Source organism: Domibacillus robiginosus (genome assembly GCF_000966195.1).
Taxonomy (GTDB): Bacteria; Bacillota; Bacilli; order Bacillales; family Domibacillaceae; genus Domibacillus; species Domibacillus robiginosus.
In genome coordinates this window covers 22,569-49,356 of the sequence record NZ_LAHL01000046.1, presented here as the reverse complement: position 1 = coordinate 49,356, position 26,788 = coordinate 22,569, and the positions used below count along the sequence as shown (strand labels likewise).

General features: G+C 43.5%; 25 protein-coding genes, 1 rRNA gene and 2 pseudogenes. 26 read left to right on the top strand and 2 right to left on the bottom strand.

Annotated features, from left to right (window positions below):
- The first annotated feature begins 210 nt into the window (after positions 1 to 210).
- From rrf to VP97_RS18865, 11 genes and pseudogenes are all read left to right on the top strand, one after another.
- A 5S ribosomal RNA gene (gene rrf, locus VP97_RS18915) occupies positions 211 to 326 on the top strand.
- A 70-nt stretch (positions 327 to 396) separates the two neighbouring features.
- Positions 397 to 1,800, top strand: coding sequence for an aminotransferase class I/II-fold pyridoxal phosphate-dependent enzyme (locus tag VP97_RS18910; RefSeq protein ID WP_050183712.1), 1,404 nt, complete (start codon positions 397 to 399; stop codon positions 1,798 to 1,800).
- A gap of 1 nt (position 1,801) precedes the next feature.
- Entirely contained in the window at positions 1,802 to 2,428 is a 627-nt protein-coding gene (tmk, locus tag VP97_RS18905; RefSeq protein WP_050183711.1) for a dTMP kinase, read from the top strand.
- Between the two features lie 43 nt (positions 2,429 to 2,471).
- Positions 2,472 to 2,801: a cyclic-di-AMP receptor gene (locus VP97_RS18900; RefSeq protein ID WP_050183710.1), complete on the top strand. Its 330-nt coding sequence runs from the start codon at positions 2,472 to 2,474 to the stop codon at positions 2,799 to 2,801.
- Between the two features lie 14 nt (positions 2,802 to 2,815).
- The gene (gene holB / locus VP97_RS18895) at positions 2,816 to 3,823 is read left to right on the top strand and encodes a DNA polymerase III subunit delta' (RefSeq protein WP_050183709.1); all 1,008 of its coding nucleotides are present in this window, start codon (positions 2,816 to 2,818) and stop codon (positions 3,821 to 3,823) included.
- On the top strand, positions 3,816 to 4,643 hold the full coding sequence (locus VP97_RS18890) for a PSP1 domain-containing protein (protein WP_050183708.1): 828 nt from the start codon (positions 3,816 to 3,818) through the stop codon (positions 4,641 to 4,643). Before holB ends, VP97_RS18890 begins: the two co-directional genes overlap by 8 nt.
- Positions 4,644 to 4,692: 49 nt before the next feature.
- Positions 4,693 to 5,007, top strand: coding sequence for a DNA replication initiation control protein YabA (gene yabA / locus VP97_RS18885; protein WP_050183715.1), 315 nt, complete (start codon positions 4,693 to 4,695; stop codon positions 5,005 to 5,007).
- Between the two features lie 57 nt (positions 5,008 to 5,064).
- Positions 5,065 to 5,829 (top strand): tRNA1(Val) (adenine(37)-N6)-methyltransferase, encoded by a 765-nt coding sequence (locus VP97_RS18880; RefSeq protein WP_050183707.1) that lies wholly within the window; start codon positions 5,065 to 5,067, stop codon positions 5,827 to 5,829.
- Positions 5,798 to 6,079 carry a GIY-YIG nuclease family protein gene (locus VP97_RS18875; RefSeq protein WP_050183706.1) on the top strand — a complete coding sequence of 94 codons (282 nt, stop codon included), beginning with the start codon at positions 5,798 to 5,800 and terminating at the stop codon, positions 6,077 to 6,079. Before VP97_RS18880 ends, VP97_RS18875 begins: the two co-directional genes overlap by 32 nt.
- Positions 6,057 to 6,929, top strand: a complete 873-nt coding sequence (rsmI, locus tag VP97_RS18870) for a 16S rRNA (cytidine(1402)-2'-O)-methyltransferase (protein ID WP_050183705.1) — start codon at positions 6,057 to 6,059, stop codon at positions 6,927 to 6,929. Before VP97_RS18875 ends, rsmI begins: the two co-directional genes overlap by 23 nt.
- 175 nt (positions 6,930 to 7,104) lie before the next feature.
- A pseudogene (locus VP97_RS18865) lies at positions 7,105 to 8,517 on the top strand (LysM peptidoglycan-binding domain-containing protein).
- A gap of 95 nt (positions 8,518 to 8,612) precedes the next feature.
- Here the strand turns inward: VP97_RS18865 and VP97_RS18860 are convergent.
- Complete coding sequence (locus tag VP97_RS18860; protein ID WP_050183704.1) at positions 8,613 to 9,968, bottom strand: arsenic transporter; 1,356 nt, start codon at positions 9,966 to 9,968, stop codon at positions 8,613 to 8,615.
- Positions 9,969 to 10,259: 291 nt separating this feature from the next.
- Positions 10,260 to 10,544, bottom strand: a complete 285-nt coding sequence (locus tag VP97_RS18855) for a transition state genes transcriptional regulator AbrB (RefSeq protein WP_050183703.1) — start codon at positions 10,542 to 10,544, stop codon at positions 10,260 to 10,262.
- 365 nt (positions 10,545 to 10,909) lie between these two features.
- Here VP97_RS18855 and metG point away from each other — a divergent pair.
- From metG to spoVT, 15 genes and pseudogenes are all read left to right on the top strand, one after another.
- Positions 10,910 to 12,922 (top strand): annotated as a pseudogene (metG, locus tag VP97_RS18850) (methionine--tRNA ligase); the annotation flags it as partial.
- A gap of 33 nt (positions 12,923 to 12,955) precedes the next feature.
- Positions 12,956 to 13,723: a TatD family hydrolase gene (locus tag VP97_RS18845; RefSeq protein WP_050183701.1), complete on the top strand. Its 768-nt coding sequence runs from the start codon at positions 12,956 to 12,958 to the stop codon at positions 13,721 to 13,723.
- A gap of 157 nt (positions 13,724 to 13,880) precedes the next feature.
- Complete coding sequence (gene rnmV / locus VP97_RS18840; protein ID WP_050183700.1) at positions 13,881 to 14,438, top strand: ribonuclease M5; 558 nt, start codon at positions 13,881 to 13,883, stop codon at positions 14,436 to 14,438.
- Positions 14,432 to 15,316, top strand: coding sequence for a 16S rRNA (adenine(1518)-N(6)/adenine(1519)-N(6))-dimethyltransferase RsmA (gene rsmA / locus VP97_RS18835; RefSeq protein ID WP_050183699.1), 885 nt, complete (start codon positions 14,432 to 14,434; stop codon positions 15,314 to 15,316). Before rnmV ends, rsmA begins: the two co-directional genes overlap by 7 nt.
- A 323-nt stretch (positions 15,317 to 15,639) precedes the next feature.
- Positions 15,640 to 15,897, top strand: a complete 258-nt coding sequence (gene veg / locus VP97_RS18830) for a biofilm formation stimulator Veg (protein WP_050183698.1) — start codon at positions 15,640 to 15,642, stop codon at positions 15,895 to 15,897.
- A 139-nt stretch (positions 15,898 to 16,036) separates the two neighbouring features.
- Positions 16,037 to 16,906, top strand: a complete 870-nt coding sequence (ispE, locus tag VP97_RS18825; protein WP_050183697.1) for a 4-(cytidine 5'-diphospho)-2-C-methyl-D-erythritol kinase — start codon at positions 16,037 to 16,039, stop codon at positions 16,904 to 16,906.
- Positions 16,907 to 16,974: 68 nt separating this feature from the next.
- Entirely contained in the window at positions 16,975 to 17,820 is an 846-nt protein-coding gene (purR, locus tag VP97_RS18820) for a pur operon repressor (protein WP_050183696.1), read from the top strand.
- Positions 17,817 to 18,194: a RidA family protein gene (locus VP97_RS18815; RefSeq protein ID WP_050183695.1), complete on the top strand. Its 378-nt coding sequence runs from the start codon at positions 17,817 to 17,819 to the stop codon at positions 18,192 to 18,194. Before purR ends, VP97_RS18815 begins: the two co-directional genes overlap by 4 nt.
- Before the next feature lie 120 nt (positions 18,195 to 18,314).
- Complete coding sequence (gene spoVG / locus VP97_RS18810) at positions 18,315 to 18,608, top strand: septation regulator SpoVG (protein WP_050183693.1); 294 nt, start codon at positions 18,315 to 18,317, stop codon at positions 18,606 to 18,608.
- Positions 18,609 to 18,780: 172 nt separating this feature from the next.
- Complete coding sequence (gene glmU, locus VP97_RS18805; RefSeq protein ID WP_050183692.1) at positions 18,781 to 20,151, top strand: bifunctional UDP-N-acetylglucosamine diphosphorylase/glucosamine-1-phosphate N-acetyltransferase GlmU; 1,371 nt, start codon at positions 18,781 to 18,783, stop codon at positions 20,149 to 20,151.
- 28 nt (positions 20,152 to 20,179) lie between these two features.
- The gene (locus VP97_RS18800) at positions 20,180 to 21,139 is read left to right on the top strand and encodes a ribose-phosphate diphosphokinase (protein WP_050183691.1); all 960 of its coding nucleotides are present in this window, start codon (positions 20,180 to 20,182) and stop codon (positions 21,137 to 21,139) included.
- 138 nt (positions 21,140 to 21,277) lie between these two features.
- Entirely contained in the window at positions 21,278 to 21,907 is a 630-nt protein-coding gene (locus VP97_RS18795; RefSeq protein WP_050183690.1) for a 50S ribosomal protein L25/general stress protein Ctc, read from the top strand.
- 97 nt (positions 21,908 to 22,004) lie between these two features.
- A complete protein-coding gene (gene pth, locus VP97_RS18790; RefSeq protein WP_050183689.1) occupies positions 22,005 to 22,565 on the top strand; it encodes an aminoacyl-tRNA hydrolase in 561 nt (186 codons plus the stop codon).
- Positions 22,566 to 22,638: 73 nt separating this feature from the next.
- The gene (mfd, locus tag VP97_RS18785) at positions 22,639 to 26,160 is read left to right on the top strand and encodes a transcription-repair coupling factor (protein WP_050183714.1); all 3,522 of its coding nucleotides are present in this window, start codon (positions 22,639 to 22,641) and stop codon (positions 26,158 to 26,160) included.
- A gap of 87 nt (positions 26,161 to 26,247) precedes the next feature.
- Positions 26,248 to 26,784 (top strand): stage V sporulation protein T, encoded by a 537-nt coding sequence (gene spoVT, locus VP97_RS18780; protein ID WP_050183688.1) that lies wholly within the window; start codon positions 26,248 to 26,250, stop codon positions 26,782 to 26,784.
- The last annotated feature ends 4 nt before the right edge of the window (positions 26,785 to 26,788 follow it).

The following is a 26,788-nucleotide window of genomic DNA, read 5'->3' as shown; positions in this document are numbered from 1 at the left end:
GACGAGGTAGATAGGTTCGAGGTGGAAGTGCGGCGACGCATGGAGCTGACGAATACTAATCGATCGAGGACTTAATCAATCGAAAAGCGGAAGGCAGTCGTATCTGGCTGCCTGAGCTGGACAACACATGGCGTGTAACCGAAAGGTTTTTGCCCATACAATGCAAGCTTCTATCCAGTTTTGAAAGAACACTTCTTTCAAACTTCATAGTCAGGTGGCTACAGCGAAGAGGTCACACCCGTTCCCATCCCGAACACGGCCGTTAAGCTCTTCAGCGCCGATGGTAGTTGGGGGTTTCCCCCTGTGAGAGCAGGACGCCGCCTGGCAACAATCAAAAGAGATGACCTTGTGTCATCTCTTTTTTTATATTGCTTACGTAAAAAGGAGAGTTCATAAATGAATCATTCTCGTATGCCACTTCTGGATGCTTTAAAAAAGCATAAGCAGAAGGAATCTGTTTCTTTTCATGTGCCTGGTCACAAAAATGGCCTGCTTGCTTCCTGGATGGATCTTTCACTGGATATAACAGAGTTAAACGGGCTGGATGACCTTCATGCTCCAGAGGAATGTATAAAGGAGTCAGAAGACTTGCTTTCTGATTTACATCATACAGTGGAAAGTAAGTTTCTTGTGAATGGGAGCACCGTTGGCAATCTTACCATGATTCTCGGTACACTTTCAAAAGATGACACTGTATTTGTTCAGCGCAATTGCCATAAGTCCGTGTTAAATGCTTTGAAAATGGCTCAAGTCTTCCCTGTTTTTTTAACACCTGATTTTGATGAACATACACAGACAGCAGCCCAAGTATCAAAGCAGACATTAATGGAAGCGTACAAAAAATATCCTGAAAGTAAAGCGGTCATTTTTACGTATCCGACGTATTATGGAATAACCGGTTCTTTTCAGGAACTGGCGGCTGTTGCAAAGTCTCATGATTCCCTGGTGCTTGTTGATGAAGCACACGGCGCACACTTTGGAGTTATAGAAAAAGAAATGCCGATGAGCGCTTTGGAGCTGGGTGCGGATATAGTAGTTCAGTCTGCGCATAAAATGCTTCCTGCAATGACAATGGGAGCTTATCTTCATATCCGTTCTCCTCGGATAGATCGTACGCGTATTCATTTTTACCTGCAGGCTTTGCAGTCAAGCAGTCCATCCTATCCGATTATGGCTTCTTTAGATTACGCCCGCTCTTATTTTGCTTCGTATACAGAAAAAGATCATTTGTACGCTATGTCGGTTAAAAAAAGAGTGGCTCAGCTTCTTCAATTAAAAGGCTTTACCTGTATATTCGTTGATGATCCGTACAAACTGCTGGTGAGAGCCGATGGACTTACGGGCTACGAACTTCAGCATTTGTTGGAGGCAGCAGACATATATATTGAACTGGCTGATCCTTATCAAGTTCTTTTCATTTTTCCGCTTTTAAAAGCTGGAGAGAAGCTATTTGAAAAAAAAGTGGTTCAACAACTAAGCACTTTACCGTTCAAGGCTAGAAAAACTTCTCCTTCTTTTGCGAAAAATTTGCCATCTGATCATGTATCTACACTCGTCTTGCCTTATAATGAGCATAGTTGCTCCAAAAGAGAAGCTGTTTTCTTGAAAGAGGCAGCCGGTCAAATCGCAGCAGAAATGATTATTCCCTACCCGCCCGGTATACCGCTTGTAATGGAAGGGGAACGGATTTCAAATGATCATGTTGAACGCATTGATTGGCTGATCAGTCAAGGTGCCCGCTTTCATGGAGGCGAAAAATTGAACGAAAAGAAGCTTGTTGTGTTTCGGAAGGAGAACTAATGTGTCAGGATTGTTTATTACAATAGAAGGACCAGAAGGAGCCGGTAAAACAACTGTGCTCCAGCGAGTTGTGGAAGAGCTTGAAAAAAAAGGGCATCCGGTTGTTCAAACGAGAGAACCAGGCGGTATAGCCATCGCAGAACAAATACGCTCGGTTATTTTAAATACAAACAATACAGAGATGGATGCACGTACAGAAGCATTGCTCTATGCAGCTGCCCGCCGTCAGCACCTGGCGGAAAAAGTAGTGCCAGCACTTCAAAAAGGCTGTATTGTTCTTTGTGACCGGTTTGTAGACAGTTCCCTTGCATACCAGGGATATGCAAGAGGGCTCGGCATGGAGGAAGTAGCCTCTATTAATGCTTTCGCGATTGATGGCATGATGCCTGCATTAACATTATTGTTTGATGTGCGCCCTGAAATTGGGCTTGCTCGTATTCATCGTCATAACGGACGGGAAGTAAACCGGCTTGATTTAGAGGGTCTTTCTTTTCACCAGAAAGTACGGGAAGGATACTTGAAACTGGCCGATTCGAATCGGGATCGTATCGTGATTATTGATGCAGAGCAAGAGCAGGAGCAAGTGTATCGCTCAGCACTTTCCCAAATTGAGAAAGTGCTCGGCTAAAAGATTTGGTATAATAAAAGAAAGCCTGTAAGGGGGAAAAAATATGAAATTGATTACCGCAATCGTACAGGACCAGGACAGTAATAAATTATCACAGGCGCTAATTAAACATCAATTCCGCGCAACAAAGCTTGCTTCAACCGGCGGTTTTTTAAAAGCAGGCAACACAACGTTCATGATTGGCGTAGAAGATGACCGTGTGCAGGAAGCACTTGAAGTTATCAAAAAAAATTGCCAGTCTCGTGAACAGGTTGCTCCCCCCGTATCCCCTATGGGCGGCAATGTTGATGCATACGTGCCGTATCCAGTAGAAGTACCTGTAGGCGGTGCGACTGTTTTTGTTTTACCGGTTGAACAGTTTCATCAATTTTAAAGGGTGTGAAGTTCGTGTCTAACCCGTGGAAAGAAGCAGAAGCACGCCAGCCCATCGTTATGAGGATGATTGAAAACAGTTTACTTCGTGACCGTGTAGCGCATGCTTATTTGTTTGAAGGTGATCCGGGAACCGGAAAAAAAGAAACGGCTCTGCTATTTGCAAAAAGCTTATTTTGTCGGGAACCACTGGATGGGTACCAGCCGTGTGGGTCGTGCATCAACTGCCGGCGTATCCAAAATGGCAATCATCCCGATCTTCATGTGATTGAGCCGGATGGCTTGTCGATCAAGAAAGAGCAAATTCAATTTTTACAGCAGGAATTCAAGAAAACCGCGGTTGAATCCGGCTGGAAAGTATATATTATCAATCAGGCAGACAAAATGACGGCAAGTGCGGCGAACAGCCTGCTAAAATTTTTAGAAGAGCCATCCGCCCGTACGGCTGCTTTTTTATTAACAGAAAGAAGCAGTCTGGTACTTCCAACCATTTTGTCACGCTGTCAGCAGCTTACTTTTCGTCCCATTGATTCAGAACAGCTAAAGAAACGGCTGATAGAAGAAGAAATCAGCATTCCGATGGCTTCCATCGTATCAAAATTGACCAACCATGTAGATGAAGCGCTTCAACTCGCACATGATGAGTGGTTTGCACAGGCACGGTCAGTAGTGTTAAAATTATACGAAGGTCTAAAAGGCGGCAGGCTCTCAGCCATTGTTTCGCTTTCAGAAGATTTTCATTCCCACTTTAAAGAGAAACAACAGGTCAGTCTTGCCCTCGATCTTTTTGTTCTCATTTACAGGGATTTGCTCTCCATTATGACCGGGGAAGAAAAAGGTCTTGCATTTCCCGACCGTCTCGCTTCTTTTCAACAGGATGCTCTGCACTTGTCAGCGGAAGCGCTGGCAGAGCGGATGGCGTTTATTCTAGAAGCGAAACGCAAGCTTAGCCGCAATATGAACCAGCAGCTGCTAATGGAGCAGCTTTTGTTAAAGTTACAGGGGGGACACGCCTTTGTGTAATGTAGTAGGTGTACGCTTCAAGCAAGCGGGTAAAATATATTATTTTGATCCAGGCGATCTCGGTATTCAAAAGGAAGACCACGTAATTGTGGAAACCGTGCGCGGGGTTGAATATGGACATGTTGTCGTTGGGCCAAAGGATGTTGATGAAGATGATGTTGTTCTGCCACTGAAAAAAGTGATCCGGGCGGCGGATCAAAAAGACCGTTTAGCTGTTCAAGAAAACAGTGAAGCAGCTATGAACGCTTTTGAAACATGTACGAGCAAAATTCTCGAGCATAAGCTTGATATGAAGCTGGTCGATGTGGAATATACCTTTGACCGTAATAAAGTGATTTTTTACTTTACAGCCGATGGACGCGTTGATTTCCGTGAGCTCGTAAAAGATTTGGCATCGATTTTCCGGACGCGAATTGAGCTGCGGCAGATCGGTGTCCGGGATGAAGCAAAAATGCTTGGCGGTATTGGACCATGCGGACGGATGCTTTGCTGTTCAACATTTCTTGGTGATTTTGAACCTGTTTCGATCAAGATGGCAAAAGACCAAAACTTATCCCTTAATCCAGCAAAAATTTCCGGTTTATGCGGCCGGCTAATGTGCTGTTTAAAGTATGAAAACGATGAGTATGAGGATGCGCGCCGTGAGTTACCAGATGTGGGACAAAAAGTGAAAACGCCAAGCGGAAACGGTCGTGTAACGGGCTTAAATATTTTAGAACGGCTCGTACAGGTGCATATTCCGGAATTAGAACGGACGCTTGAGTTCTCGTCTGATGAGATCGGGAGAGAGGGAGCCGTTTCTGTGAAAGCAGGTGATTGAGACGGTGGAAAAGCTAGATAAGAAAGGTATTTTTGATTCTGTCAGCCATATGGAGCTGCAAATTGGAGAATTGTACCAGCAACTTGGCGAAGTGAAGGTACAGCTTGCTGAAATACTTGAAGAAAATAATTCATTGCTGATTGAAAACGATCACTTGCGCCGCCGTCTTGAAGAGTTAGATCATCAGGAGCGGAAAGTGTCAGGAGCTGCTAACGTTCAAGTACGTGGAGCAGATATCGGTGAAGGGTATGACAACCTGGCTCGTCTTTACCAGGAAGGGTTTCATATATGTAGCGTACATTTCGGCAGCCCGCGTAAAGATGAAGACTGTTTGTTTTGCTTATCCTTTTTAAATAAAAAATAATGTGGTCAAAGCCTTCCTTGGAAAAGGAAGGTTCTTTTGTGCAAAAGGAGTAAGAATATGGTTGAATTAAAACAAGATGAGAGACTTGATTACCTGCTGGCGGAAGAGCTGCGTATTATTCAAAGCCCGTCTGTTTTTTCATTTTCATTGGATGCCGTCCTGCTGGCACGGTTTGCATCTGTGCCCAAAACACGCGGTGCTATTGTAGATCTTTGTTCCGGCAACGGTGTTGTGCCGCTTTTGATGTCAGCCAGAACAAAGGTGCCGATCACCGGTGTGGAAATACAGGAGCGCCTGTACGATATGGCAGTCCGCAGCGTAGCGTATAATGGTCTGGATGAGCAGATTGGGATGGTGTGCGGTGATTTAAAGCAATCGCCACAGCAGCTCGGAAAAGAAAAGTACACGCTGGTGACGTGTAACCCACCTTATTTTTTAACGCCATCTCAAAACGAAATGAATGTAAATGAGCATTTTGCAATTGCCCGACATGAAATTATGTGTACGCTCGAAGATTGTATCGTATCAGCTTCCCAGCTTTTAAAGCAGGGAGGAAAAGCGGCTTTTGTCCATCGGCCTGGCCGTTTGCTTGATATTGTTATGCTGATGAGAAAATACCGGCTCGAGCCGAAGCGGATTCGCTTTGTATACCCGAAATCAGGAAACAAAGAAGCCAATACAGTTCTCATCGAAGGGATAAAAGATGGAGCGCCGGACTTAAAGATTTTGCCGCCGCTTTTTGTGTATGATGATAAAGGCGAATATACAGATGAAGTGAGGACTCTTCTATATGGAGACGAGCCACCATTTTTACGTCGTTAAATGCAAAGACGGGTCATTGTATGCAGGATATACAAATGATCTAGACAGGCGGATAAGCGTTCATAATGCAGGAAAAGGGGCAAAATATACACGAGCCCGCCGGCCGGTTACCCTTATTCACAGTGAATCGTTTGAAACAAAGCAAGAAGCGATGCGGGCAGAATATGCGTTTAAGCAGCTGTCGCGTCCCCAAAAAATGAACTATTTACAGAAAAGAGGTGCAAAGGATGAAATCACAGAAAAGTTTTGAACGGGAAGAAGGGCTTCTTTACCTTGTTCCGGTTCCTATCGGCAATTTAGAAGACATGACAATACGGGCTCTGCGTATCTTGAAGGAAGCCGATGTGATTGCAGCAGAAGATACACGCAACACGAAAAAGCTGTGCAATTATTTCGAGATCGCGACACCTGTTGTCAGCTACCATGAACACAGCAGTGAAGCAGCCGGCCGCAAACTCATTGAACGTGTGCAATCGGGTGAAACTGTTGCGCTTGTGAGTGATGCTGGTACACCTTGTATTTCAGATCCAGGACATGAGCTTGTGCTGCTAGCCTTGGAAAATCAGGTGAATGTGGTGCCGCTCCCGGGAGCAAATGCTGCCATAACGGCACTGATTGCATCAGGTATTGCGCCGCAGCCTTTTTACTTTTACGGCTTTTTAAGCCGGGGAAAAAAAGAAAAAAAGAAAGAGCTTGAAAAACTAGCGGCTTTTCGTGAAACATTTATTTTGTATGAATCTCCTCACCGTTTAAAAGAAACATTAACACTGATGGAAGAATTTTTGGGGGCAGACCGGCAAGTTGTTTTATGCCGGGAGCTGACAAAAAAGTTTGAAGAGTTTTTACGCGGTACCATCGGTGAAGCACGTATATGGGCCGAGGAATCGAAAATAATGGGTGAGTTTTGCCTTATTATAGAGGGAAATCAAAAAGCGCCCGATTCTTTGGAAACAACAGAGTGGTGGGAGGATCTTTCAATCGAAGCGCACGTTGAACAGTATGTAACAGAGCAAAAGATGACATCAAAGGAAGCAGTAAAGCAGGTAGCAAAAGAACGTGGGCTGCCGAAGCGCGATGTCTATACTGCCTACCATACATAAGATTCCCTCATTCATTGAAAAAGAAGCTGGCTGCCCGATGTAAAAGGCGCCAGCTTTTTTATTTTCTTGTTCTCCTTACATCATATTAAGTTAATCGATACATTGTAAATTAACATATTGCTATGTTTCAGGTAATAAGATGAATGGATACTGTGTTGGAAAGCGGGGCGTAAAGATGAAAATCCATGTAGTAAAAAGCGGCGATTCACTCTGGCGTATTGCCAGACAATATCGAGTTGATGCTACACAGATTGTTCGCGTAAATGACCTTGAAAATCCAGACAGACTGGTGGCTGGTCAGGCGTTAGTCATTCCGGAACATTACCTTCCATACATCGTTCAGCCGGGAGATACGCTTGCGAAGATCGCGAGTACGTATAATGTTACTATTCAGGAAATCACGCAGCTGAATCGGCTGGCAAATCCGTCTGCTATCTATCCAGGACAAGTCCTTACCATTCCGGTATTGTATCATACAGTGACAGTGGGTGAGAGTTTATTTGTTATTGCCAGCCGCTATGGCACAACTGTTCAAGCAATTGTTCAGACCAACCGGTTAACAGCATCTTCATATCTTTATATCGGCTAAATTTTAAGAATTCCCTCTCCACCAAAGCCTATTATCGATGTAAATGCCTTTACATATGCATTTGGGCAGACGGGAGCCAGGGAGGTACGTGAAGTCGCTTATGATTTAACTTATGTTAGTCCATTTGCTTATAGGATGAAAGAAGATGGCAGCCTTGAAACCGTTGATGATACTCCCGCTATACAAGCTGCCCTTTCAAACGGCGTTGTTCCCATAATGGCTATAACGAATTTTTCCAGCACAGAAGCAGGAACAGAACTTGCCCACACAATTCTTTCAAATTCAGGTTTAGTTGAAACGCTATTGACCAATGTAATAGAGACGATGAAAAGGAAAGAATATCGCGGGCTAAATATCGACTTTGAGAGTGTAGCACCTAGGGACCGTCAATTCTATAATCGTTTTCTTCAGAGAGCAGTGGATCGGCTGCATGCTGAAGGTTATTTTGTTTCTTCCTCTCTTGCTCCAAAAACAAGCGCTGAACAGGAAGGATTGTTAGTCGAAGCGCAGGATTATGAGGCACATGGGCGTATTCTTGATTTTGTTGTACTGATGACATATGAATGGGGATATCGTAAAGGCCCCCCACAGGCCATTTCACCTGTTAACCAAATGAAGCGTGTTCTTGATTATGCGGTAACAGTCATTCCTAGAAATAAAATTCTGCTCGGCTTTCAGATTTACGCCCGGGATTGGCTCCTGCCTCATAGAGAAGGGCAGGAAGCAGAAACATTTGACATGCAGGAAGCAATCAGGAGAGCAGTTCAGCATGGAGCGGAAATTAAGTATGACCAGGTGACCCAGTCACCTTATTACCGTTATGTAGACAGCAATGGGCGTTCCCATGAGGTTTGGTTTGAAGACGCACGCAGTGCAAAAGCAAAATTCGATTTGGTCAAAACATATAATCTCAGAGGACTCAGTTATTGGGTACTGGGTTATCCATTTCCCCAAAACTGGGAGCTTCTTAGTAATACATTTATTGTCCGGAAGCTTTAAGAGGGATAAACATTCTAAATAAAACAAGATGATCTAAAAGAAGGAACGCCTCAACTGTAGAGGCGTTCTTAAGTAAAAACATAAGGTAATATCGATTAGGCAAATACCAGCTGTATCCAATAATATAACAGAAACAACGTGACGAGTGTGGAAGCAGGTATGACAATTAAAGAAACGCTCAAATAATCCTTCCATGTGACGTTAATGTTATTTTTTCTTAAAATATCCATCCAAATCAGAGAAGCAAGTGTCCCGATAGGCAATAATAGTGATCCCATGTCACTGCCAATGATATTTGCAAGATAAATGGTTTTTAATGTGATTGGATCCAGGCCCATTTGGGTTAAAGTAATCGTTCCAATCATTAAAGCGGGATGGTTATTAAAAAAGTTAGATAGCAGGGAAACCAGCCCTCCCATAGTCATGCTGGCATAAAGCAGTCCTTCGTTTACAATCGGTTCACACATTTTTACAAGCATCTCAGTTAAACCGACATTATGAAGCCCATAAATAATGACATACATAGAGAAAGCAAAAATCAAAATATGCCAGGGCGTCTTTTTCAAAATATCAATTGGGTTTGTTCGCAAGTGATACCATCTCCACAGCAAGAGGGTAACTGAGCCGAATACAGCCACCAGCTCGATTGGGATGGAAAGATAAGATGCAACAAAAAGCAGGCAGCGGAGTGTAAATACAAAGAGCAGAACCCGAAGCATAAATTTTGTACGTTTGCGTTTTGATTCAACGGAAAGTTTTCCTTTTAACGGATGAAAGTGTTTGGTGAAAAAGATTTCTTCTATATCGTAAGAAGAAGCCGGTAATGTTTTGGGCAGCTTTTTCTTTACGATTGCATACATGAGTAACGACATAAACAACAGTCCTAACGTGGCAGGCACAAACATCATTGCAGTGTGCATATAAAGTGACATATGGACAATTTTCAGGGCAATTAAATTGACAATATTGCTTACCCCGATTGGTGCACTTGAAGCTGTGGCAATTAAAGCCCCACTTAAAAGATAGGGAAGTTGTTCACTTGGTGTTAACCTTAGATTTTTAAGGAGTAATAGAAGAATAGGTGTTGTAATAAGTATACTGCCGTCATTATTAAATAAAAGGGTCATTAAAAAGCAGAGTAATTGAATATACCAGTAGAGACGGTAACCCGAACCTTTTGCTAAATGTGCAAGACGCGCTGCTGCCCAATGAAAAAAGCCAAAGCTTTCTAATATAACCGCCATGACGATCGTGGCAATAATCGTAATAGATGCGCCCCCGATCTTATGGATAATGTCGATTACATCTTCACCAGACACAATTCCGGTCAGCAAAATAATTACTGCTCCAACCGATGCAGGCCATGCTTCATTTATGTCGCCGGGCCTTAAAAATATAATCGACATTGTCATAAAAAATACTAAAATAGTTAAGCCTATTTCAAAGCCCATGTCTCTTACCCCTTTTTATAGAAGGCCATCTGCCCCCATTCTGTCCGTTTTTATATTATATTTATATTCATTCTTTTTAAAATGGAACAGGTTGAGCGCCCGAAACGCCAAGTAAATATGTTTTTAATGCAGACATTGGAGGCTTATGCCCATAGATAGGTAGATACATAGATACACGTATTGATAAAGCTCTTGAAAAAATACATAAAAAAAACAACCCGGATTCATCATTAGAATGCAATCTAATGAGAAACCAGGGTTGTTTTTTCTTTCGCTATTTAGAAAAGTAGATTATTTACCTTTTGCAAACGCTGCTTCGATTTCTTTCATTAAAATCTCAGCGCCTTCGTGACTAAGAATCAATTTGCCATCAGCAAGCTTGATATTGTCATCAGATACTTCGCCTGTTACCTGGCAAGTCATGCTTGGCTTATACTTTTTAAGAATAATTTTGTCGTCGTCTACATAAATTTCAAGCGCATCTTTTTCAGCGATGCCCAGTGTGCGACGTAATTCAATTGGAATAACAACTCGGCCGAGTTCATCTACTTTACGTACAATTCCTGTTGATTTCATGTTAAAACTCCTCCTAAATGGTTACATTTATTTTAAATAGCTTTGTATAATTAAATTCGTCAATATTCGACAAAAACCTACTATCTGACGTAATTGTACCAAGAGTTGCCATAAACGTCAACAAATAAAATCTAATTCTTCAATTAACTGTAAGAAGAGTGAACGTTGATACAACAAGGTTTTAACCATTGTGTAATAAAATGGATTGGGAAATATTTCGTAAATTTGTCGAATGTTGTCGAATATTATCGATTGTTCGACAAATAAATCAAGAGAAAAAAAAGGCTTCATATTTACATTTATTCTTATATGGGAGAAAATAAAAGAAGTGACTAAAAAAGCTTGCAGCATATAAGCAGACGCTTTTTAAGGAGGATTTTCGAGTGAGTGAACATAAAAAAACGTTCTATTTAACGACACCTATTTATTATCCGAGCGGCAATTTGCATATCGGACATGCATACACGACGGTAGCAGGGGATGCGATGGCGCGCTACAAGCGTCTGCGTGGATTCGACGTAATGTACTTAACCGGCACGGATGAACATGGACAAAAAATCCAGGAAAAAGCAGATGAAAAAGGCGTTACACCGCAGGAATATGTAGATGAAATTGTATCCGGCATTCAAAAGCTCTGGAAAACGATGCATATTTCAAATGATGATTTTATTCGTACGACGGAGGAGCGTCATAAAACCGTTGTAGAAAAGATTTTCAAGCGTCTGCTTGATCAGGGAGATATTTATCTTGGAGAATATGAAGGCTGGTATTCTGTTCCGGATGAAACGTTTTACACAGAAACACAGCTTGTTGACAAAGAACTGAATGAGCAGGGAAAAGTCATCGGCGGGAAAAGCCCGGACAGCGGTCACCCTGTCGAAAAGGTGCGGGAAGAGTCTTACTTTTTCCGGATGAGCAAATATGCGGACCGTTTGTTGAAATACTATGAGGAAAACCCGACGTTTATTCAGCCGGAATCGCGCAAAAATGAAATGATCAATAACTTTATTAAACCGGGTCTTGAAGATTTGGCTGTATCTCGGACAACGTTTGACTGGGGCGTAAAAGTACCTGGAAATCCGAAGCACGTTGTGTATGTATGGATTGATGCTCTTTCAAATTATATTACAGCACTTGGCTATGGAACCAAAAATGACACGAAATATAAACAGTACTGGCCGGCTGATGTTCATTTAGTCGGAAAAGAAATTGTCCGATTCCATACCATCTACTGGCCAATTATGCTGATGGCGCTAGATCTGCCTCTGCCAAAGAAGGTCTTTGCCCACGGCTGGCTGCTTATGAAAGACGGCAAAATGTCTAAATCAAAAGGAAATATTGTGGATCCGGTTACGCTTATCGACCGTTACGGCCTGGACGCCCTTCGTTACTATTTACTGCGTGAAGTGCCATTTGGCTCTGATGGCGTATTTACACCGGAAGGGTTTGTTGAGCGGATTAATTACGATCTTGCCAATGACCTCGGCAACCTGCTGAATCGGACTGTGGCAATGATCAACAAATACTTTGGCGGAGAGATCCCGGCATACAGCGGCTCAGAAGGAGAATTTGAAAGAGCGCTAGTGGATGTAAATGAAAAAACGGTCCGTGAATATGAGGAAGCGATGGAAAATATGGAATTTTCCGTTGCGCTAACATCCCTCTGGCAGCTTATCAGCCGGACAAACAAATACATTGATGAAACGCAGCCATGGGTACTGGCGAAAGAAGAGAAAAAGAATGACCTCGGTACAGTAATGTATCATTTAGCGGAATCACTGCGTCGTGCAGCTGTCCTGTTAACACCATTTTTAACCGGAACACCGGAAAAGATTTTCGAGCAGCTCGGATTAGCGGATGAAAGCCTTCAAAAGTGGGAAAGCCTGCAGAAGTTTGGAGCCATCCACGCTGGCGTTAAAGTAGTGAAAAAAGGAGAGCCGATTTTCCCGCGCCTTGATATGGAAGAAGAAGTGAACTTTATCAAAGAAAAAATGCAGGGGTCTGCTCCTGTTCAGGAAGAAAAACCATTGGTAGAAGATTATGCACCTGTTGGTGATGAAATCAGTATTGATGATTTTATGAAAGTGGATCTTCGGGCTGCCACAGTCATCGAAGCTTCTCCTGTTAAAAAAGCAGATAAGCTGTTAAAATTGCAGCTGGATCTCGGCTTTGAAAAACGCCAGGTTGTTTCCGGCATTGCTCAGTATTACAAACCGGAAGAGCTTGTTGGCCGTAAGGTTGTCGTTGTCGCTAACTTAAAGCCGGTAAAACTGCGCGGAGAACTTTCACAGGGAATGATTTTGGCCGGATCAAAAGATGGCATTTTAACACTAGCCGAGGTGCCGGAAAACTTGCCAAATGGTGCGAAAATTAAATAATTGTTTCACGTGAAACAAAAGACGGGTGATAACATGTTGTTTGATACACACGTTCATTTAAATGCAGATCAGTTTCAAGAAGATATAGAAGAAGTAATTGGGCGCGCGCAGGAAGCGGGCGTCCACCGAATGGTCGTTGTCGGATTTGATCGGCTGACGATCGAGCGGGCTATGGAGCTTATCCAGAAGTATGAATTTCTTTATGCGGCAGTGGGATGGCATCCGGTTGATGCGATCGATATGACGGATGAAGACCTGGCCTGGATTGAAGAGCTGGCAGCTCATCCAAAAGTTGTCGCGATAGGAGAAATGGGTCTCGACTATCATTGGGATAAGTCGCCGAAAGACACACAGAAGGATGTGTTTCGCCGTCAGATAGCGCTGGCAAAGCGGGTGAAGCTGCCGATTGTCATTCATAATCGGGAAGCAACACAGGACATTGTCGATATTTTAAAAGAAGAAGGCGCAGAAGAAGTAGGCGGCATTATGCACTGCTTCAGCGGCAGCGCGGAGACGGCGCTGGAATGTGTGAAAATGAATTTTTACATTTCGCTCGGCGGGCCGGTTACGTTTAAAAATGCAAAAAAACCAAAAGAAGTAGCCCAGGCGGTGCCGCTTGAAAAGCTGCTTATTGAAACAGACTGTCCTTATTTAGCACCCCATCCATACCGGGGTAAACGAAACGAGCCTGCTTACGTGAAATTGGTAGCAGAAGAAATCGCATCTCTTAAAGGAATAACATATGAAGAAGTGGCGGCTGCAACAACTCAAAATGCCAATACACTGTTTCAGCTTGATTAAGCAGGAGGCTCACACAGCCTCCGCTTTTTTACATGTTCAAAGAAAGCTGTTATGCTTTAATACTTGCGTAATGCATTTGTTTATACGCAATATGGGGTACAGAAATATCCTAACAGGAAGCTGTATACCCGGCTTTTGTTTCTGACTTGGAGGAAAAATGAAAATAAAAGAAATTATTGTAGTGGAAGGAAAAGACGATACCGTTAAAATTAAGCTGGCTGTAGATGCTGATACAATTGAAACAAGAGGATCAGCTGTAGGAGAAAGTGTAATTGACCAAATTCGGCATGCTCAGCATACACGCGGTGTGATTATTTTAACCGACCCTGACTATCCTGGACAGCGTATTCGCAGCTTAATTGATGAAAAGGTACCTGGCTGTCGTCATGCTTTTTTGCCTAAAGAGGAAGCCATTGAAAAGCATGGACGAGGTGTTGGAATTGAGCACGCGTCAGTAGAGGCGATTCGCAGAGCTCTTCGCCATGCTCAGTATACTGATGAAGAAGCAATAGAAGAAATAACGAAAGAAGACCTGGTCACAGCCGGCCTTATTGGCGGTCCAAAAGCAAAATCACGTCGTGAAGCCATTGGACAAAAGCTGAAGATTGGTTATGTAAACGGAAAGCAGCTGCATAAGCGGCTGATGATGTTTCAGATCAAAGGTGAGCAGTTCGCTAAAGCATTAGCAGAAGTGCTGAAGGAGGAACAATCATGAAAGATATCGCAACACCATCACGGACAAAAGATATTCTGGCTCGTCACGGTTTTTCCTTTAAGAAAAGCCTTGGTCAAAATTTCCTTATTGATCCGAATATACTGCAGCGGATTACAGAAACAGCAGAGCTGACAAAAGAAACCGGCGTGATTGAAATTGGACCGGGAATCGGAGCCCTTACAGAGCATCTGGCCCGTTCGGCCGGAAAGGTAGTCGCGTTTGAAATTGATCAGCGCCTGCTGCCTATTTTAGATGAAACACTAGCGCCGTATGATAATGTGACAGTTATTAACGAGGATGTATTAAAAGCAGATGTTAAAGCAGTCGTAGAGCGGGAATTTGCGGGATTTGACCGTTTAATGGTTGTAGCCAACCTTCCGTATTATGTGACAACACCGATTATTATGAAGCTGCTTGAAGATAAAATACCGGTAAATGGTTTTGTTGTGATGCTGCAAAAAGAAGTAGGCGATCGTATTTCAGCAAGGCCATCTTCAAAAGAATATGGATCGCTTTCTATCGCCGTCCAATATTACACGAAGGCGTCGATTGCTTTTATCGTACCGAAAACAGTGTTTATGCCGCCGCCTAACGTAGATTCCGCTATTATTAAACTTGATGTGCTCAGTGAGCCGGCTGTTGCTGTAGAAAATGAAGACTTTTTCTTTCTTGTAACCAGAACCTCCTTTGCTCAGCGTCGAAAAACAATTTTAAACAACCTTGTAAACGGACTCTCAGATGGAAAAGAAAAAAAGGAAGCGATTATTGAGGCGCTTGAGGAAGCGGGTATTGAACCATCCAGACGCGGTGAAACATTGTCACTTGATGAGTTTGCTTCTCTGGCCAAGTCACTGGAAGGAAAAGGGATAAATCAATAGCAGCTGAGGCCTGTTCAAGCTGCTTATAATCCCTGCTTTTGGAGTAGACTTTCGTCAATAAACGTCCAGGAAATGTCGCTTATCAGCGGGCCGCACTCCTGAAATGCCAGGCAATCGGCCTTCTCACTTTGCTTACACTGACAACTGCTCTTTGAAAAAGAGCGGTTTTTTTTATAATCTTGGGAAATACTAGCGTTAGCAAAAAAAATCGTTATTTGGCGAATAAAAAATATTGACATTGAAAGGTCACGCTGATAAAATATTTTATTTATTTGACTGAAACGAAAGTTTGTGCTACACTAAACATAGTGAGGTGGATGCAGATGCCGAAAACGTTAGCTGACATTAAAAAATCGCTTGATTGTCATTTGGGTAAAAGATTATTGCTGAAAGCAAATGGTGGACGCCGGAAAACCATTGAGCGTTCTGGTATTTTAACGGAAACGTATCCTGCTGTTTTTGTTGTGGAACTTGATCAGGATGAAAATTCATTTGAGCGCGTTTCTTACAGTTACGCGGATATACTCACTGAAACAGTAGAACTGACATTTGAAGACGCAGCAGCAGGCAGCGCAGTATAAATGACGTGCTTTTGATAAATCCGCACATCGGAGAGCAGGCTCAAAAGATTCAATTCGAATCTTTTGAGCCTGCTTTTTTTCTTTTGTGATAAAATAAGACAATAATTTATTGTGTATAACGTAAAGTAGGTGGACTGAAATGAAATTAATGATTAAAGCACCGGCGAAAATTAACTTAACGCTGGATGTGCTGCATAAACGGCCGGACGGCTATCACGAAGTGGAAATGATTATGACGACAGTGGATTTAGCAGATCGGCTTGAGCTGGAAAGCTTGAAAAAAAATGAAATCCGTATCATTTCACACAACCGGTTTGTTCCGGATGACAGCCGAAATCTTGCTTATCAGGCAGCAAAGCTGCTAAAGGAACGGTATGACATTAAAAAAGGTGTATCGATTCAAATCGACAAAATTATCCCTGTTGCCGCAGGGCTTGCAGGGGGAAGTAGTGATGCGGCAGCGGCACTAAAAGGATTGAATCAGCTTTGGGATCTTGGCTTGTCATTAGATGAGCTGGCAGAGATCGGGGCAGAGATTGGGTCAGATGTTTCCTTTTGTGTATACGGGGGCACAGCACTTGCGACAGGACGCGGTGAAAAAATTGAACATCTGCCAGCTCCTCCCAACTGCTGGGTTGTACTGGCCAAACCAACAATCGGTGTTTCGACGGGCGAAGTTTATAAAAATTTACGGTTAGATCGCATGAAGCGGCCGGACACGCGAGCAATGATTGAAGCCATTAAAGAAAGTAATTATGAGAAAATGTGCCGAAATATGGGCAATGTGCTGGAATCTGTAACGCTTCAAGCTCATCCGGAAGTTGCACTGATTAAAGAACAGATGATTCGTTTTGGGGCGGATTCTGTGCTTATGAGCGGAAGCGGCCCGACTGTGTTTGGGTTGATCCGACATGATTCCCGCATGCATCGTGTGTACAACTGTCTGCGTGGGTTCTGTGATCAGGTATACGCAGTACGCATGCTTGGAGATACCGACTTGGTTGATTAAAACCGTATATTAAGATATATTGTAATTAAAATATTCGGTTTTACTCCCCAGGAGGTTTAAATAGAACGATGAAGTTTCGTCGAAGTGAACGTATTATTGATATGACGCACTATTTACTGGAACATCCGCACCAGCTTGTGTCACTGACTCTTTTTGCCAATCGGTTTGGTTCTGCCAAGTCTTCGATCAGTGAGGACTTGGCTATTATTAAAGAAACGTTTGAAAAGCGCGGCATCGGTACGCTGCAAACGGTTCCCGGCGCAGCGGGCGGCGTAAAATTTTATGCGCGTGTTGATAAAGAAAGTGCAAAGGCATTTATTACTGATTTGTGCCGGCAGATTGAAAATCCGGACCGCCTTTTGCCAGGTGGCTACTTGTATATTATGGATTTGCTTGGCAATCCCGCTATTATGAACAAAATCGGTAAGTTGCTCGCTTCTGCTTATGCGGATAAAAAAATTGATGCTGTTATGACGGTTGCCACAAAAGGTATTCCTATTGCCCACGCCATTGCGGCACACTTAAATGTGCCGGTCGTTGTTGTGCGTCGTGACAGTAAGGTAACGGAGGGCCCGACAGTGAGCATCAATTATGTATCCGGCTCAACAAAGCGTATTCAGGCCATGGTGCTTTCTAAGCGCAGTTTAAAAGAAGGCTCAAAGGTGCTGTTAGTCGATGACTTTATGAAAGGCGGCGGGACTATCAATGGGATGATCAGCCTGCTGTCTGAATTCAATGCTTCTGTCGCAGGTATTGCCGTTTTGGTAGAAGCAGAATATCCGGATTGTTTGATTGAGGATTACATTTCACTGGTAAAACTGCAGGATGTGGATGAAAAAAGTGCTGCTATTTCTGTAGTGGAAGGCAACTACTTTGAAAAAAATAATCAATTTTTACAGGGGGAATCAGAATGAATATTGTAAACACAAAAAAAGCACCGGCTGCGATCGGACCATACGCACAGGGGATTGTTGTAAACAACTTGTTCTACAGCTCCGGACAAATTCCACTTACAGCTGAAGGTACGCTTGTGGAAGGTACAATCGAGGAACAGACACATCAGGTGTTTGCTAATTTAAAAGCTGTTCTTGAGGAAGCAGGAGCCTCACTTGAAACGGTTGTAAAAGCAACTGTATTCTTGTCTGACATGAATGAATTTGTTCCGTTCAATGAAGTATACGGAGAGTATTTCTCAGCACATAAACCAGCCCGTTCGTGTGTAGAAGTAGCCCGTCTTCCAAAAGATGTGAAAGTAGAAATTGAAGTGATTGCCCTTGTAAAATCATAAACCGGCCCTGTGCCGGTTTTTCTATTTTATTTTTTTTCAAGAAAAAAGAGGGAATATTGCAACGATTATGGAATAAGTAGTTTAAGCTTTTTTAAATATGGGAAAAGGGGGTGAATATGCGTGGAAATAACAGACATCAGATTACGACGTGTCCAAACAGATGGACGAATGAGAGCAATCGCATCGATTACATTTGACGGAGAATTTGTTATTCATGATATTCGCGTCATTGATGGCAATAATGGCCTTTTTGTAGCTATGCCAAGTAAACGAACACCGGAAGGAGAATTCCGCGATATTGCGCACCCCATCAATTCCGGAACCCGCGGAAAAATTCAAGACACCGTTCTTGGTGAATATCACCGTATCTGCCAATTAGAGCAGGAAGAGCTGGTTGTGCTTGAGGAAGCGTAAATACAATATGTTTTGTCACCGAGGCGATCTCCGCCTTTTTCAGCAAGAGCCTAACGAATCCGAAAGGCTCTTTTTTTGCGTTGTCAAAAATGTGTCATTTTCGGCCGGGCATTGAAATAAGCAGCTATTTAAGATATATTCAATAATGGATAATTAGGTGAGGAGGCCTTTTATGACGAATATTTACGCTGTCATTCTGGCTGCAGGACAGGGAACACGCATGAAATCAAAGTTGTACAAAGTGCTGCACCCAGTCTGTGGAAAGCCAATGGTGGAACATGTTATCGATCAAATTTCAGATTTACATACAGAGCAGATTGTAACAATTGTAGGCCACGGGGCTGAGATGGTAAAAGCACAGCTTGGTGAGCGTTCTGCTTATGCACTGCAGGCAGAACAGCTTGGAACAGCCCATGCTGTGATTCAGGCAGAGTCCATTTTAGGGGACAAAAAAGGGTGCACGCTTGTTGTGTGTGGAGACACGCCGCTTATTCAAGCATCAACGATGGAAGCACTGGTTAAGCATCATGAAGAAACAAGCGCAAAAGCGACTATTTTAACAGCTCATGCCCAAAAGCCTGATGGGTATGGTCGTATTATTCGTGGAGCAGACGGATCTGTCAGCCGCATTGTGGAGCATAAGGATGCATCGGCAGAGGAACGGGCTGTAAAAGAAATCAATACAGGCACATACTGCTTTGATAATGAAGCTCTTTTCAATGCATTGAAAAATGTATCAAATGATAATGTGCAGGGCGAATACTACTTACCAGATGTGATTGAAATTTTAAAGGCAGCAGGTGAAACTGTTTCAGCTTACCAGACAGAAAGCTTCGATGAAACGCTTGGTGTCAATGACCGCGTCGCGCTTAGTGAGGCAGAGCGTATCATGCGTGAACGTATTAATGAAAAGCATATGCGTGCAGGTGTTACCATTATCGACCCGCAAAACACGTATATCGGACCAGATGTTATCATCGGTTCAGACACTGTTATTCATCCTGGTACCGTTCTTTCCGGCCATACTTCTATTGGCGGGGATTGCGTAATCGGACCGAGCAGTGAAATTTCAGCGTGCCAGGTTGGAGACCGGACGGTCATTCGCCAGTCAGCGGCTTTTGAAAGCCAGATTGGCTCGGATGTTGCTATTGGCCCTTTTGCTCACATCCGTCCAAGCTCAGAGCTTGCTGACCAAGTGAAAATTGGCAACTTCGTTGAAGTGAAAAAAGCATCAATGGGTCAAGGAAGCAAAGCTTCTCATTTAAGTTATATCGGGGATGCCAGTGTCGGTAGTGATGTAAATATCGGCTGTGGAACGATTACCGTTAACTATGATGGGAAAAACAAATTTTTAACAACGATTGAAGACGGTGCTTTTATTGGATGTAATTCCAATCTTGTCGCACCGGTTACAGTCAAAAAAGGCGCTTATGTAGCAGCTGGATCAACGATCACAAATGAAGTACCGGAAGAAGCCATGGCCATTGCACGGGCCCGTCAAGTGAATAAAGAAAATTACGTTTCAAAAATCTTTCCAAAATAATGAGTAAATCAGGACTGTGGAGGTCATCATGAGCAATCAGTATTTAGATCCAAATTTGAAAATCTTTTCGTTAAATTCAAACCCGGCACTCGCTCAGGAAATTGCAGAATTTATCGGAGTTGAACTTGGAAAATGTTCCGTTACCCGTTTCAGTGATGGTGAAGTACAAATTAACATTGAAGAAAGCATTCGCGGCTGCGACGTTTATATCGTTCAATCAACAAGCGGCCCGGTTAATGAACATTTAATGGAATTGCTCATTATGATTGATGCATTAAAACGGGCGTCGGCCAAAACAATCAATGTTGTGCTTCCATACTATGGCTATGCACGTCAGGATCGTAAAGCGCGTGCTCGTGAGCCGATCACAGCCAAGCTTGTAGCCAATCTGCTTGAGACGGCAGGTACAACCCGTTTAATTACACTGGATCTTCATGCACCGCAAATTCAAGGCTTTTTCGATGTGCCAATCGACCACTTAATGGGTGTGCCGATTTTAGGAGATTACTTCAAGAAAAAAGAATTCAGCAGAGACGATATTGTCATTGTATCGCCAGATCACGGTGGTGTAACACGTGCACGTAAGCTGGCAGACCGTCTGAAAGCACCAATTGCGATCATTGACAAGCGCCGTCCTCGTCCTAACGTTGCAGAAGTTATGAACATCGTCGGAAACGTTGAAGGGAAAATTGCGATTTTAATCGACGATATTATCGATACGGCTGGTACGATTACACTTGCGGCAAATGCCCTTTCAGAAAGCGGCGCAAAAGAAGTATATGCATGCTGTACCCATCCAGTGCTTTCAGGCCCGGCAATGGAACGGATCGAAAACTCAAATATTAAAGAGCTTGTTGTAACAAACTCTATTGCGCTTGCTCCTGAAAAGAAAACCGACAAGGTTGTGGAATTGTCTGTGGCGCCGCTTCTTGGTGAAGCAATCATCCGCGTTCATGAAGAACAATCTGTCAGCACATTATTTGATTAATAACTGCTCGAAAACCGGTGCTATAATATGGCGCCGGTTTTCTTTTTTTGCCTCCATGTTTATAAGTCAGCGATTTAGGGAATAAACAGACATGTACAGATAAAACGTTGGATTTATAAACAGGAGGGTGAAGGTGTTATGAGTACATTACAAGCTAAAAAACGTGAAGGCTTTACAAGAGCAGCATTAACAGAGATTCGTACATCTGGTTCTTTTCCAGCTGTTGTATACGGCAAAGGAGTGGAATCAAAACCTGTGGCTGTTGAAGAAGCTGAATTTATTAAAACCATCCGTGAAGTAGGACGAAACGGATTAATTTCCTTGAATGTAGATGGAAGCACACATGATGTCATTCTACAGGAATATCAGCAGGATCCGATCAAAGGGTTTATCGTGCATGCAGATTTCCTAGCAGTCGATCGTTCTTCTGAGATTACCTCTCAAGTACGTGTTGACCTTGAAGGCGAAGCGGCAGGCTCAAAAGAAGGCGGTGTTATCCAGCAACCGTTATTTGAGTTAAATGTGACAGCAAAAGTATCGGAGTTTCCTGAAAGTGTAACGGTAGACGTATCTGAACTTGTAATCGGTGACTCTATTTCAGTTGGAGATATACGTGATAAATATAATTTTACGATTGAAAATGAAGATGAAGAAACGATTGTCTCCGTTCTTCCACCACAGAAACTTGAAGAAGAAACAGAAGAAGGTGCGGATGAAGCTTCAGATGCAGAAGACGTGCCTGCACAGGAGGAACCAAAAGAGGATTAACTTTCTTTTTATCAAAAACAGGCAGACCCATCTGCCTGTTTTTTTTGTATGCAGTCATGTATACTAAGAATAACTGTAAAAATTGAGGTGCAGGAAAATGAAATTAATCGTAGGTCTTGGCAACCCGGGCTCAAAGTACGCGAGCACGCGGCATAATATTGGCTTTGATGTCATTGATGAAATAGCTAAGCAGCTCGGGGCGGAGTTAACCGAAGCCAAGCACAAAGGGATATATGGCATCACACGTAAAGGGCTGGAAAAAGTCATTTTACTAAAACCGCTTACGTATATGAATTTGTCTGGTGAAAGCATTAGTGAAGTAATGCGTTATTATAATATTGAAACAGATGATGTAATCGTGGTTTATGATGATCTTGATTTGCCGCAAGGAAAAATAAGACTGCGTCAAAGGGGAAGTGCAGGCGGGCACAATGGAATCAAATCAACCATTGCTCATTTAGGCACAGATCAATTTAAGCGGGTACGAGTAGGTATAGGCCGGCCAGATGGGCCGATCAAAACGGTTGATTATGTGCTTGGTAAATTCAGTGATGAGGAACGTATCTTGATGAATGAGGCGGTTCAAAAAAGCACAGATGCCTGTTTGTATGCAGTGGATCATTCCTTTATTGATGTGATGAACAAATTTAACCAATAATTATTAGCATAAAAAGCTTTGGGCGCACGCCCCAAAGCGTTTTTCTGTTTTGGAAAAGGGGGAACAAATGGGGATGAATCATTTACTTGATTTATTTTTAAAAAATGATGAAGCAAAGTCGATTATTGATGGGATGGAAGCGGGAATGAAAGAGCAGCTGGCTGCTGGTTTGTCCGGCTCGTTACGGGCTGTTTTCGCAGCCGCCGCTCACCGCAAGCTGAAAAAGCCTGTTATGATCATCACCTACAATATGCTTCAGGCTCAGAAGCTGTACGATGATATTGTTCAATTTGTACCGGAAGAAGAAGTATATCTATATGCAGCCAATGAACTGATTGCGGCAGAAGTCAGCATTGCAAGTCCGGAGCTGCGTGCCCAGCGTATTGAAATGCTGAACCATCTCGCGCTGAAAAGCACCGGTGTTTATATTGTGCCTGTAGCAGGGCTGAAAAAATTATTGCCTTCTAAAGAAACATGGAAGCGACTTCAAAAAACATTTACAGCGGGAGAAGAAGTGGAGTTGGAAGCGTTAAAGCATGAGCTCGTAGAAATGGGCTATGAGCGGGCTGATATGGTTTACGCACCGGGAGAGTTCAGCATTCGCGGCGGCATTGTTGACCTTTATCCATTGACTTCTGAGCATCCTGTCCGTATTGAGCTGTTTGATACAGAGATTGATTCGATTCGGACCTTTGCACCGGATACACAGCGGTCCATTGAAAACATGACGTCTATTTTAGTAGGTCCGGCGGCGGAAATGCCTGCTTCAACAGAAGATCTTGCTGCACTTGCCAGTCGTCTGCAGGAGTCGCTGGAGGCGACTGTAAAAAAAATTGGCAGTCCGGATGTTAAAAAGCAGCTGTCTTCTTACGTTGGAGCAGATATTGAAAAGCTGAAGCAGGGTATTCGAATAGATGAGTTAGGTAAATACACCTCTCTCCTGTATGATCAAACGTCGGTTGTCACCTCCTATCTGCCAGAGGGAGGACTTGTGTTCTGGGATGAAATGAGCCGGATCAAAGAAATTAGTGAATCGCTCGAAAAAGAAGAAGCAGAATGGTATACCGCTCTTATTGAAGAAGGCAAAGCCGTTCACGGTTTAACGCTGGCTCACACGCTCCAGGAAGCGATGCAGGAGACTGTGCAGCCGTCCGTTTATTTATCACTGTTTATGCGCCAGACCGCAGGCGGAAAGCCAGAAAACATCGTAAACTTCTCTGCTCGTCCGATGCAGAATTTCCATGGGCAGATGAACGTCTTAGAAGGCGAAATGGAACGCTGGAAAAAATCAGGAACAACGGTATTATTTCTTGGTGAAACAGCTGAGCGAGTAGAGAAGATTAAAGAGACCTTGAGTGATTACGGCATGGAAGTCACGCTGCTGAAGGATCAAAATGAAGTAATTGAAGGAGTCGTCCAAACAGGTCCGGGTGCCCTAACATCCGGATTTGAGTTTCCGATGCTGAAAATAGCGGTTGTAACGGAGCAGGAGCTTTTTAATAAAAAAGCTCCGAAAAGCAAGCGGCGTCAAAAGCTTTCAAACGCAGAGCGCATCAAAAGTTATTCCGAGCTAAAAGCTGGCGATTATGTTGTTCACGTAAATCACGGGATCGGAAAGTACCTCGGTATTGAGACACTGCAGATTAACGGCATTCATAAAGACTATTTAAAAATTAAGTATCAGGGCACAGATGAACTGTTTGTGCCAGTAGATCAAATTGAGCTTGTTCAAAAGTACGTAGGATCGGAAGGAAAAGAGCCGAAAATCTACAAGCTGGGCGGCAGTGATTGGAAACGGGTGAAAAGAAAAGTAGAATCGTCTGTACAGGATATCGCGGACGATTTAATTAAACTGTATGCCGAGAGAGAAGCAGCACGCGGTTATGCTTTTTCGCCGGACGGAGATATGCAGCGTGAATTTGAAGCGGCATTTCCCTATGAAGAAACAGAAGATCAGCTCCGTTCAATTCAGGAAATTAAACGTGATATGGAGCGCGAACAGCCGATGGACCGCCTGCTTTGCGGCGATGTAGGCTATGGAAAAACGGAAGTCGCCATTCGTGCTGCTTTTAAAGCAACTGCAGACGGCAAGCAGGTCGCGATCCTGGTTCCAACGACGATTCTTGCCCAGCAGCACTACGAAACGCTGAAAGAAAGACTTCAGGATTTTCCGGTCAATGTCGGCCTGCTTAGCCGCTTCCGTACACGCAAGCAGCAAACTGAAACATTAAAAGGGATTAAGGCAGGTACAGTCGATATTGTAATCGGTACGCACCGCCTTCTGTCCAAAGATGTACAATACCAGGACCTGGGTCTTTTAATTGTGGATGAAGAGCAGCGTTTCGGGGTCACCCATAAAGAAAAAATCAAGCAGTTAAAAACCAATGTGGACGTACTGACACTGACGGCAACGCCTATTCCGCGGACCCTTCACATGTCCATGCTTGGGGTACGGGACTTGTCCGTTATTGAAACACCGCCGGAAAATCGTTTTCCTGTGCAGACTTATGTAGTAGAGCATAATCTTGGTCTTGTTCGTGAAGCAGCTGAGCGGGAAATTGCCCGCGGCGGACAGGTGTTTTACTTATATAACCGGGTAGAAGACATCGAACGGCGTGCCGAGGAAATTTCCATGCTCGTGCCGGACGCCAAGGTTGCTTATGCTCATGGCCAAATGACGGAAACGGAGCTTGAAGCAGTGATTCTTAGCTTTTTAGAAGGAGAATCCGATGTGCTGGTCACAACGACCATTATCGAAACAGGCGTTGATATCCCGAATGTGAATACGCTGATCGTTCATGATGCCGACCGGATGGGGCTATCACAGCTGTACCAAATCCGCGGGCGCGTCGGCCGTTCTAACCGGGTGGCGTATTCCTACTTTATGTATCGGAAAGACAAAGTTCTGTCAGAGCCGGCAGAAAAACGCCTTCAGGCGATTAAAGAATTTACAGAGCTCGGCTCCGGCTTTAAAATTGCGATGCGGGACTTGTCAATCCGGGGCGCTGGAAACTTACTTGGCTCTCAGCAGCACGGATTCATCGATTCAGTCGGCTTTGACTTGTATTCACAAATGCTGAAAGAAGCGATTGAACAAAAACAAGGCGGCGACAAGGAAGAAAAAGCACCGTTATTTGAAGTGGACGTTACAATTGATGCTTATATTCCGGACGCATATATTACAGACAGTGCTCAAAAAATCGATATGTACAAGCGATTCCGTTCAGCAGATTCATTTGAAGAAATTGACGAACTAAAAGAAGAAATGACTGACCGATTTGGCGACTATCCGCAGGAAGTAGCCGACCTTTTCCAGGTAGCTGAAATGAAAATTTGGGCCGCCCGGACGAAGCTTGAGTCAATGAAGCAGTCTAAAGACATCATTACGCTTTTGATGAGTGAAGAAGGCACAAAAGAAATCGACGGTTCAAAAGTGTTTGCGATTTGCAATAAATTCGGCAATATGTGTGGAATCGGGATGGAAGAACAGCGGCTGAAGATTACCATTGATCAAAAAAGAGCTCCGGAGCAGGGCTGGTTCCAGGCCGTGTTCGAGTTAGTAAAAGAACTTGAGGGTGCAAAAAAACAAATGTAATTTCATGTATAGAATGTTTCCTCTTGAAAGATAATAACGCCAAGAAATGGTTTCGATATTTTGATGGTGAAAGAGAGGCATTCCATAATGAAAGCTACAGGTATCGTTAGACGTATTGATGATCTTGGCCGTGTGGTCATTCCGAAAGAAATTCGCCGTACCCTTCGTATTCGAGAAGGGGATCCGCTTGAGATATTTGTCGATCGTGACGGCGAGGTTATTTTAAAAAAATATTCACCTTTTACAGAACTGGGTGACTTTTCCCAGGAGTACGCAGAGGCGCTGCATGACAGTTTAAATTATTCAGTGCTGATTTGCGACCGTGATACTGTCATTTCAGCTGCCGGTGTAAAAAAGAAGGATTTTGTAGAGAGAAAAATCGGACCGGTAGTAGAATCTGTTATTCAGGAAAGACGGTCAGCTGAAAGCAGTGAGCAGCGCAGCGTAGAATTTGCGGATGGCCGCACTGTAGAAGCGCAATCATATTTTATTACGCCGATTATCGCTGCTGGTGATACGATCGGAGCTGTTGCCCTGTTTTCGGAAGATCGAACGGCCGGTGAAGCGGAACAAAAAGCCGCTTTTGTTGCTGCCGCCTTTTTTGGAAAACAAATGGAACATTAACCCG

Bases quoted from the DNA above. Each gene is read 5' to 3' on its own strand.
- VP97_RS18910 (WP_050183712.1), top strand. From the start codon at position 397: ATGAATCATTCTCGTATGCCACTTCTGGATGCTTTAAAAAAGCATAAG.
- VP97_RS18900 (WP_050183710.1), top strand. From the start codon at position 2,472: ATGAAATTGATTACCGCAATCGTACAGGACCAGGACAGTAATAAATTA.
- yabA (WP_050183715.1), top strand. From the start codon at position 4,693: ATGGAGCTGCAAATTGGAGAATTGTACCAGCAACTTGGCGAAGTGAAG.
- VP97_RS18880 (WP_050183707.1), top strand. From the start codon at position 5,065: ATGGTTGAATTAAAACAAGATGAGAGACTTGATTACCTGCTGGCGGAA.
- VP97_RS18875 (WP_050183706.1), top strand. From the start codon at position 5,798: ATGGAGACGAGCCACCATTTTTACGTCGTTAAATGCAAAGACGGGTCA.
- rsmI (WP_050183705.1), top strand. From the start codon at position 6,057: ATGAAATCACAGAAAAGTTTTGAACGGGAAGAAGGGCTTCTTTACCTT.
- VP97_RS18860 (WP_050183704.1), bottom strand. From the start codon at position 9,968: ATGGGCTTTGAAATAGGCTTAACTATTTTAGTATTTTTTATGACAATG.
- VP97_RS18855 (WP_050183703.1), bottom strand. From the start codon at position 10,544: ATGAAATCAACAGGAATTGTACGTAAAGTAGATGAACTCGGCCGAGTT.
- VP97_RS18845 (WP_050183701.1), top strand. From the start codon at position 12,956: ATGTTGTTTGATACACACGTTCATTTAAATGCAGATCAGTTTCAAGAA.
- rnmV (WP_050183700.1), top strand. From the start codon at position 13,881: ATGAAAATAAAAGAAATTATTGTAGTGGAAGGAAAAGACGATACCGTT.
- veg (WP_050183698.1), top strand. From the start codon at position 15,640: ATGCCGAAAACGTTAGCTGACATTAAAAAATCGCTTGATTGTCATTTG.
- ispE (WP_050183697.1), top strand. From the start codon at position 16,037: ATGAAATTAATGATTAAAGCACCGGCGAAAATTAACTTAACGCTGGAT.
- purR (WP_050183696.1), top strand. From the start codon at position 16,975: ATGAAGTTTCGTCGAAGTGAACGTATTATTGATATGACGCACTATTTA.
- VP97_RS18815 (WP_050183695.1), top strand. From the start codon at position 17,817: ATGAATATTGTAAACACAAAAAAAGCACCGGCTGCGATCGGACCATAC.
- glmU (WP_050183692.1), top strand. From the start codon at position 18,781: ATGACGAATATTTACGCTGTCATTCTGGCTGCAGGACAGGGAACACGC.
- VP97_RS18800 (WP_050183691.1), top strand. From the start codon at position 20,180: ATGAGCAATCAGTATTTAGATCCAAATTTGAAAATCTTTTCGTTAAAT.
- VP97_RS18795 (WP_050183690.1), top strand. From the start codon at position 21,278: ATGAGTACATTACAAGCTAAAAAACGTGAAGGCTTTACAAGAGCAGCA.
- pth (WP_050183689.1), top strand. From the start codon at position 22,005: ATGAAATTAATCGTAGGTCTTGGCAACCCGGGCTCAAAGTACGCGAGC.
- mfd (WP_050183714.1), top strand. From the start codon at position 22,639: ATGAATCATTTACTTGATTTATTTTTAAAAAATGATGAAGCAAAGTCG.
- spoVT (WP_050183688.1), top strand. From the start codon at position 26,248: ATGAAAGCTACAGGTATCGTTAGACGTATTGATGATCTTGGCCGTGTG.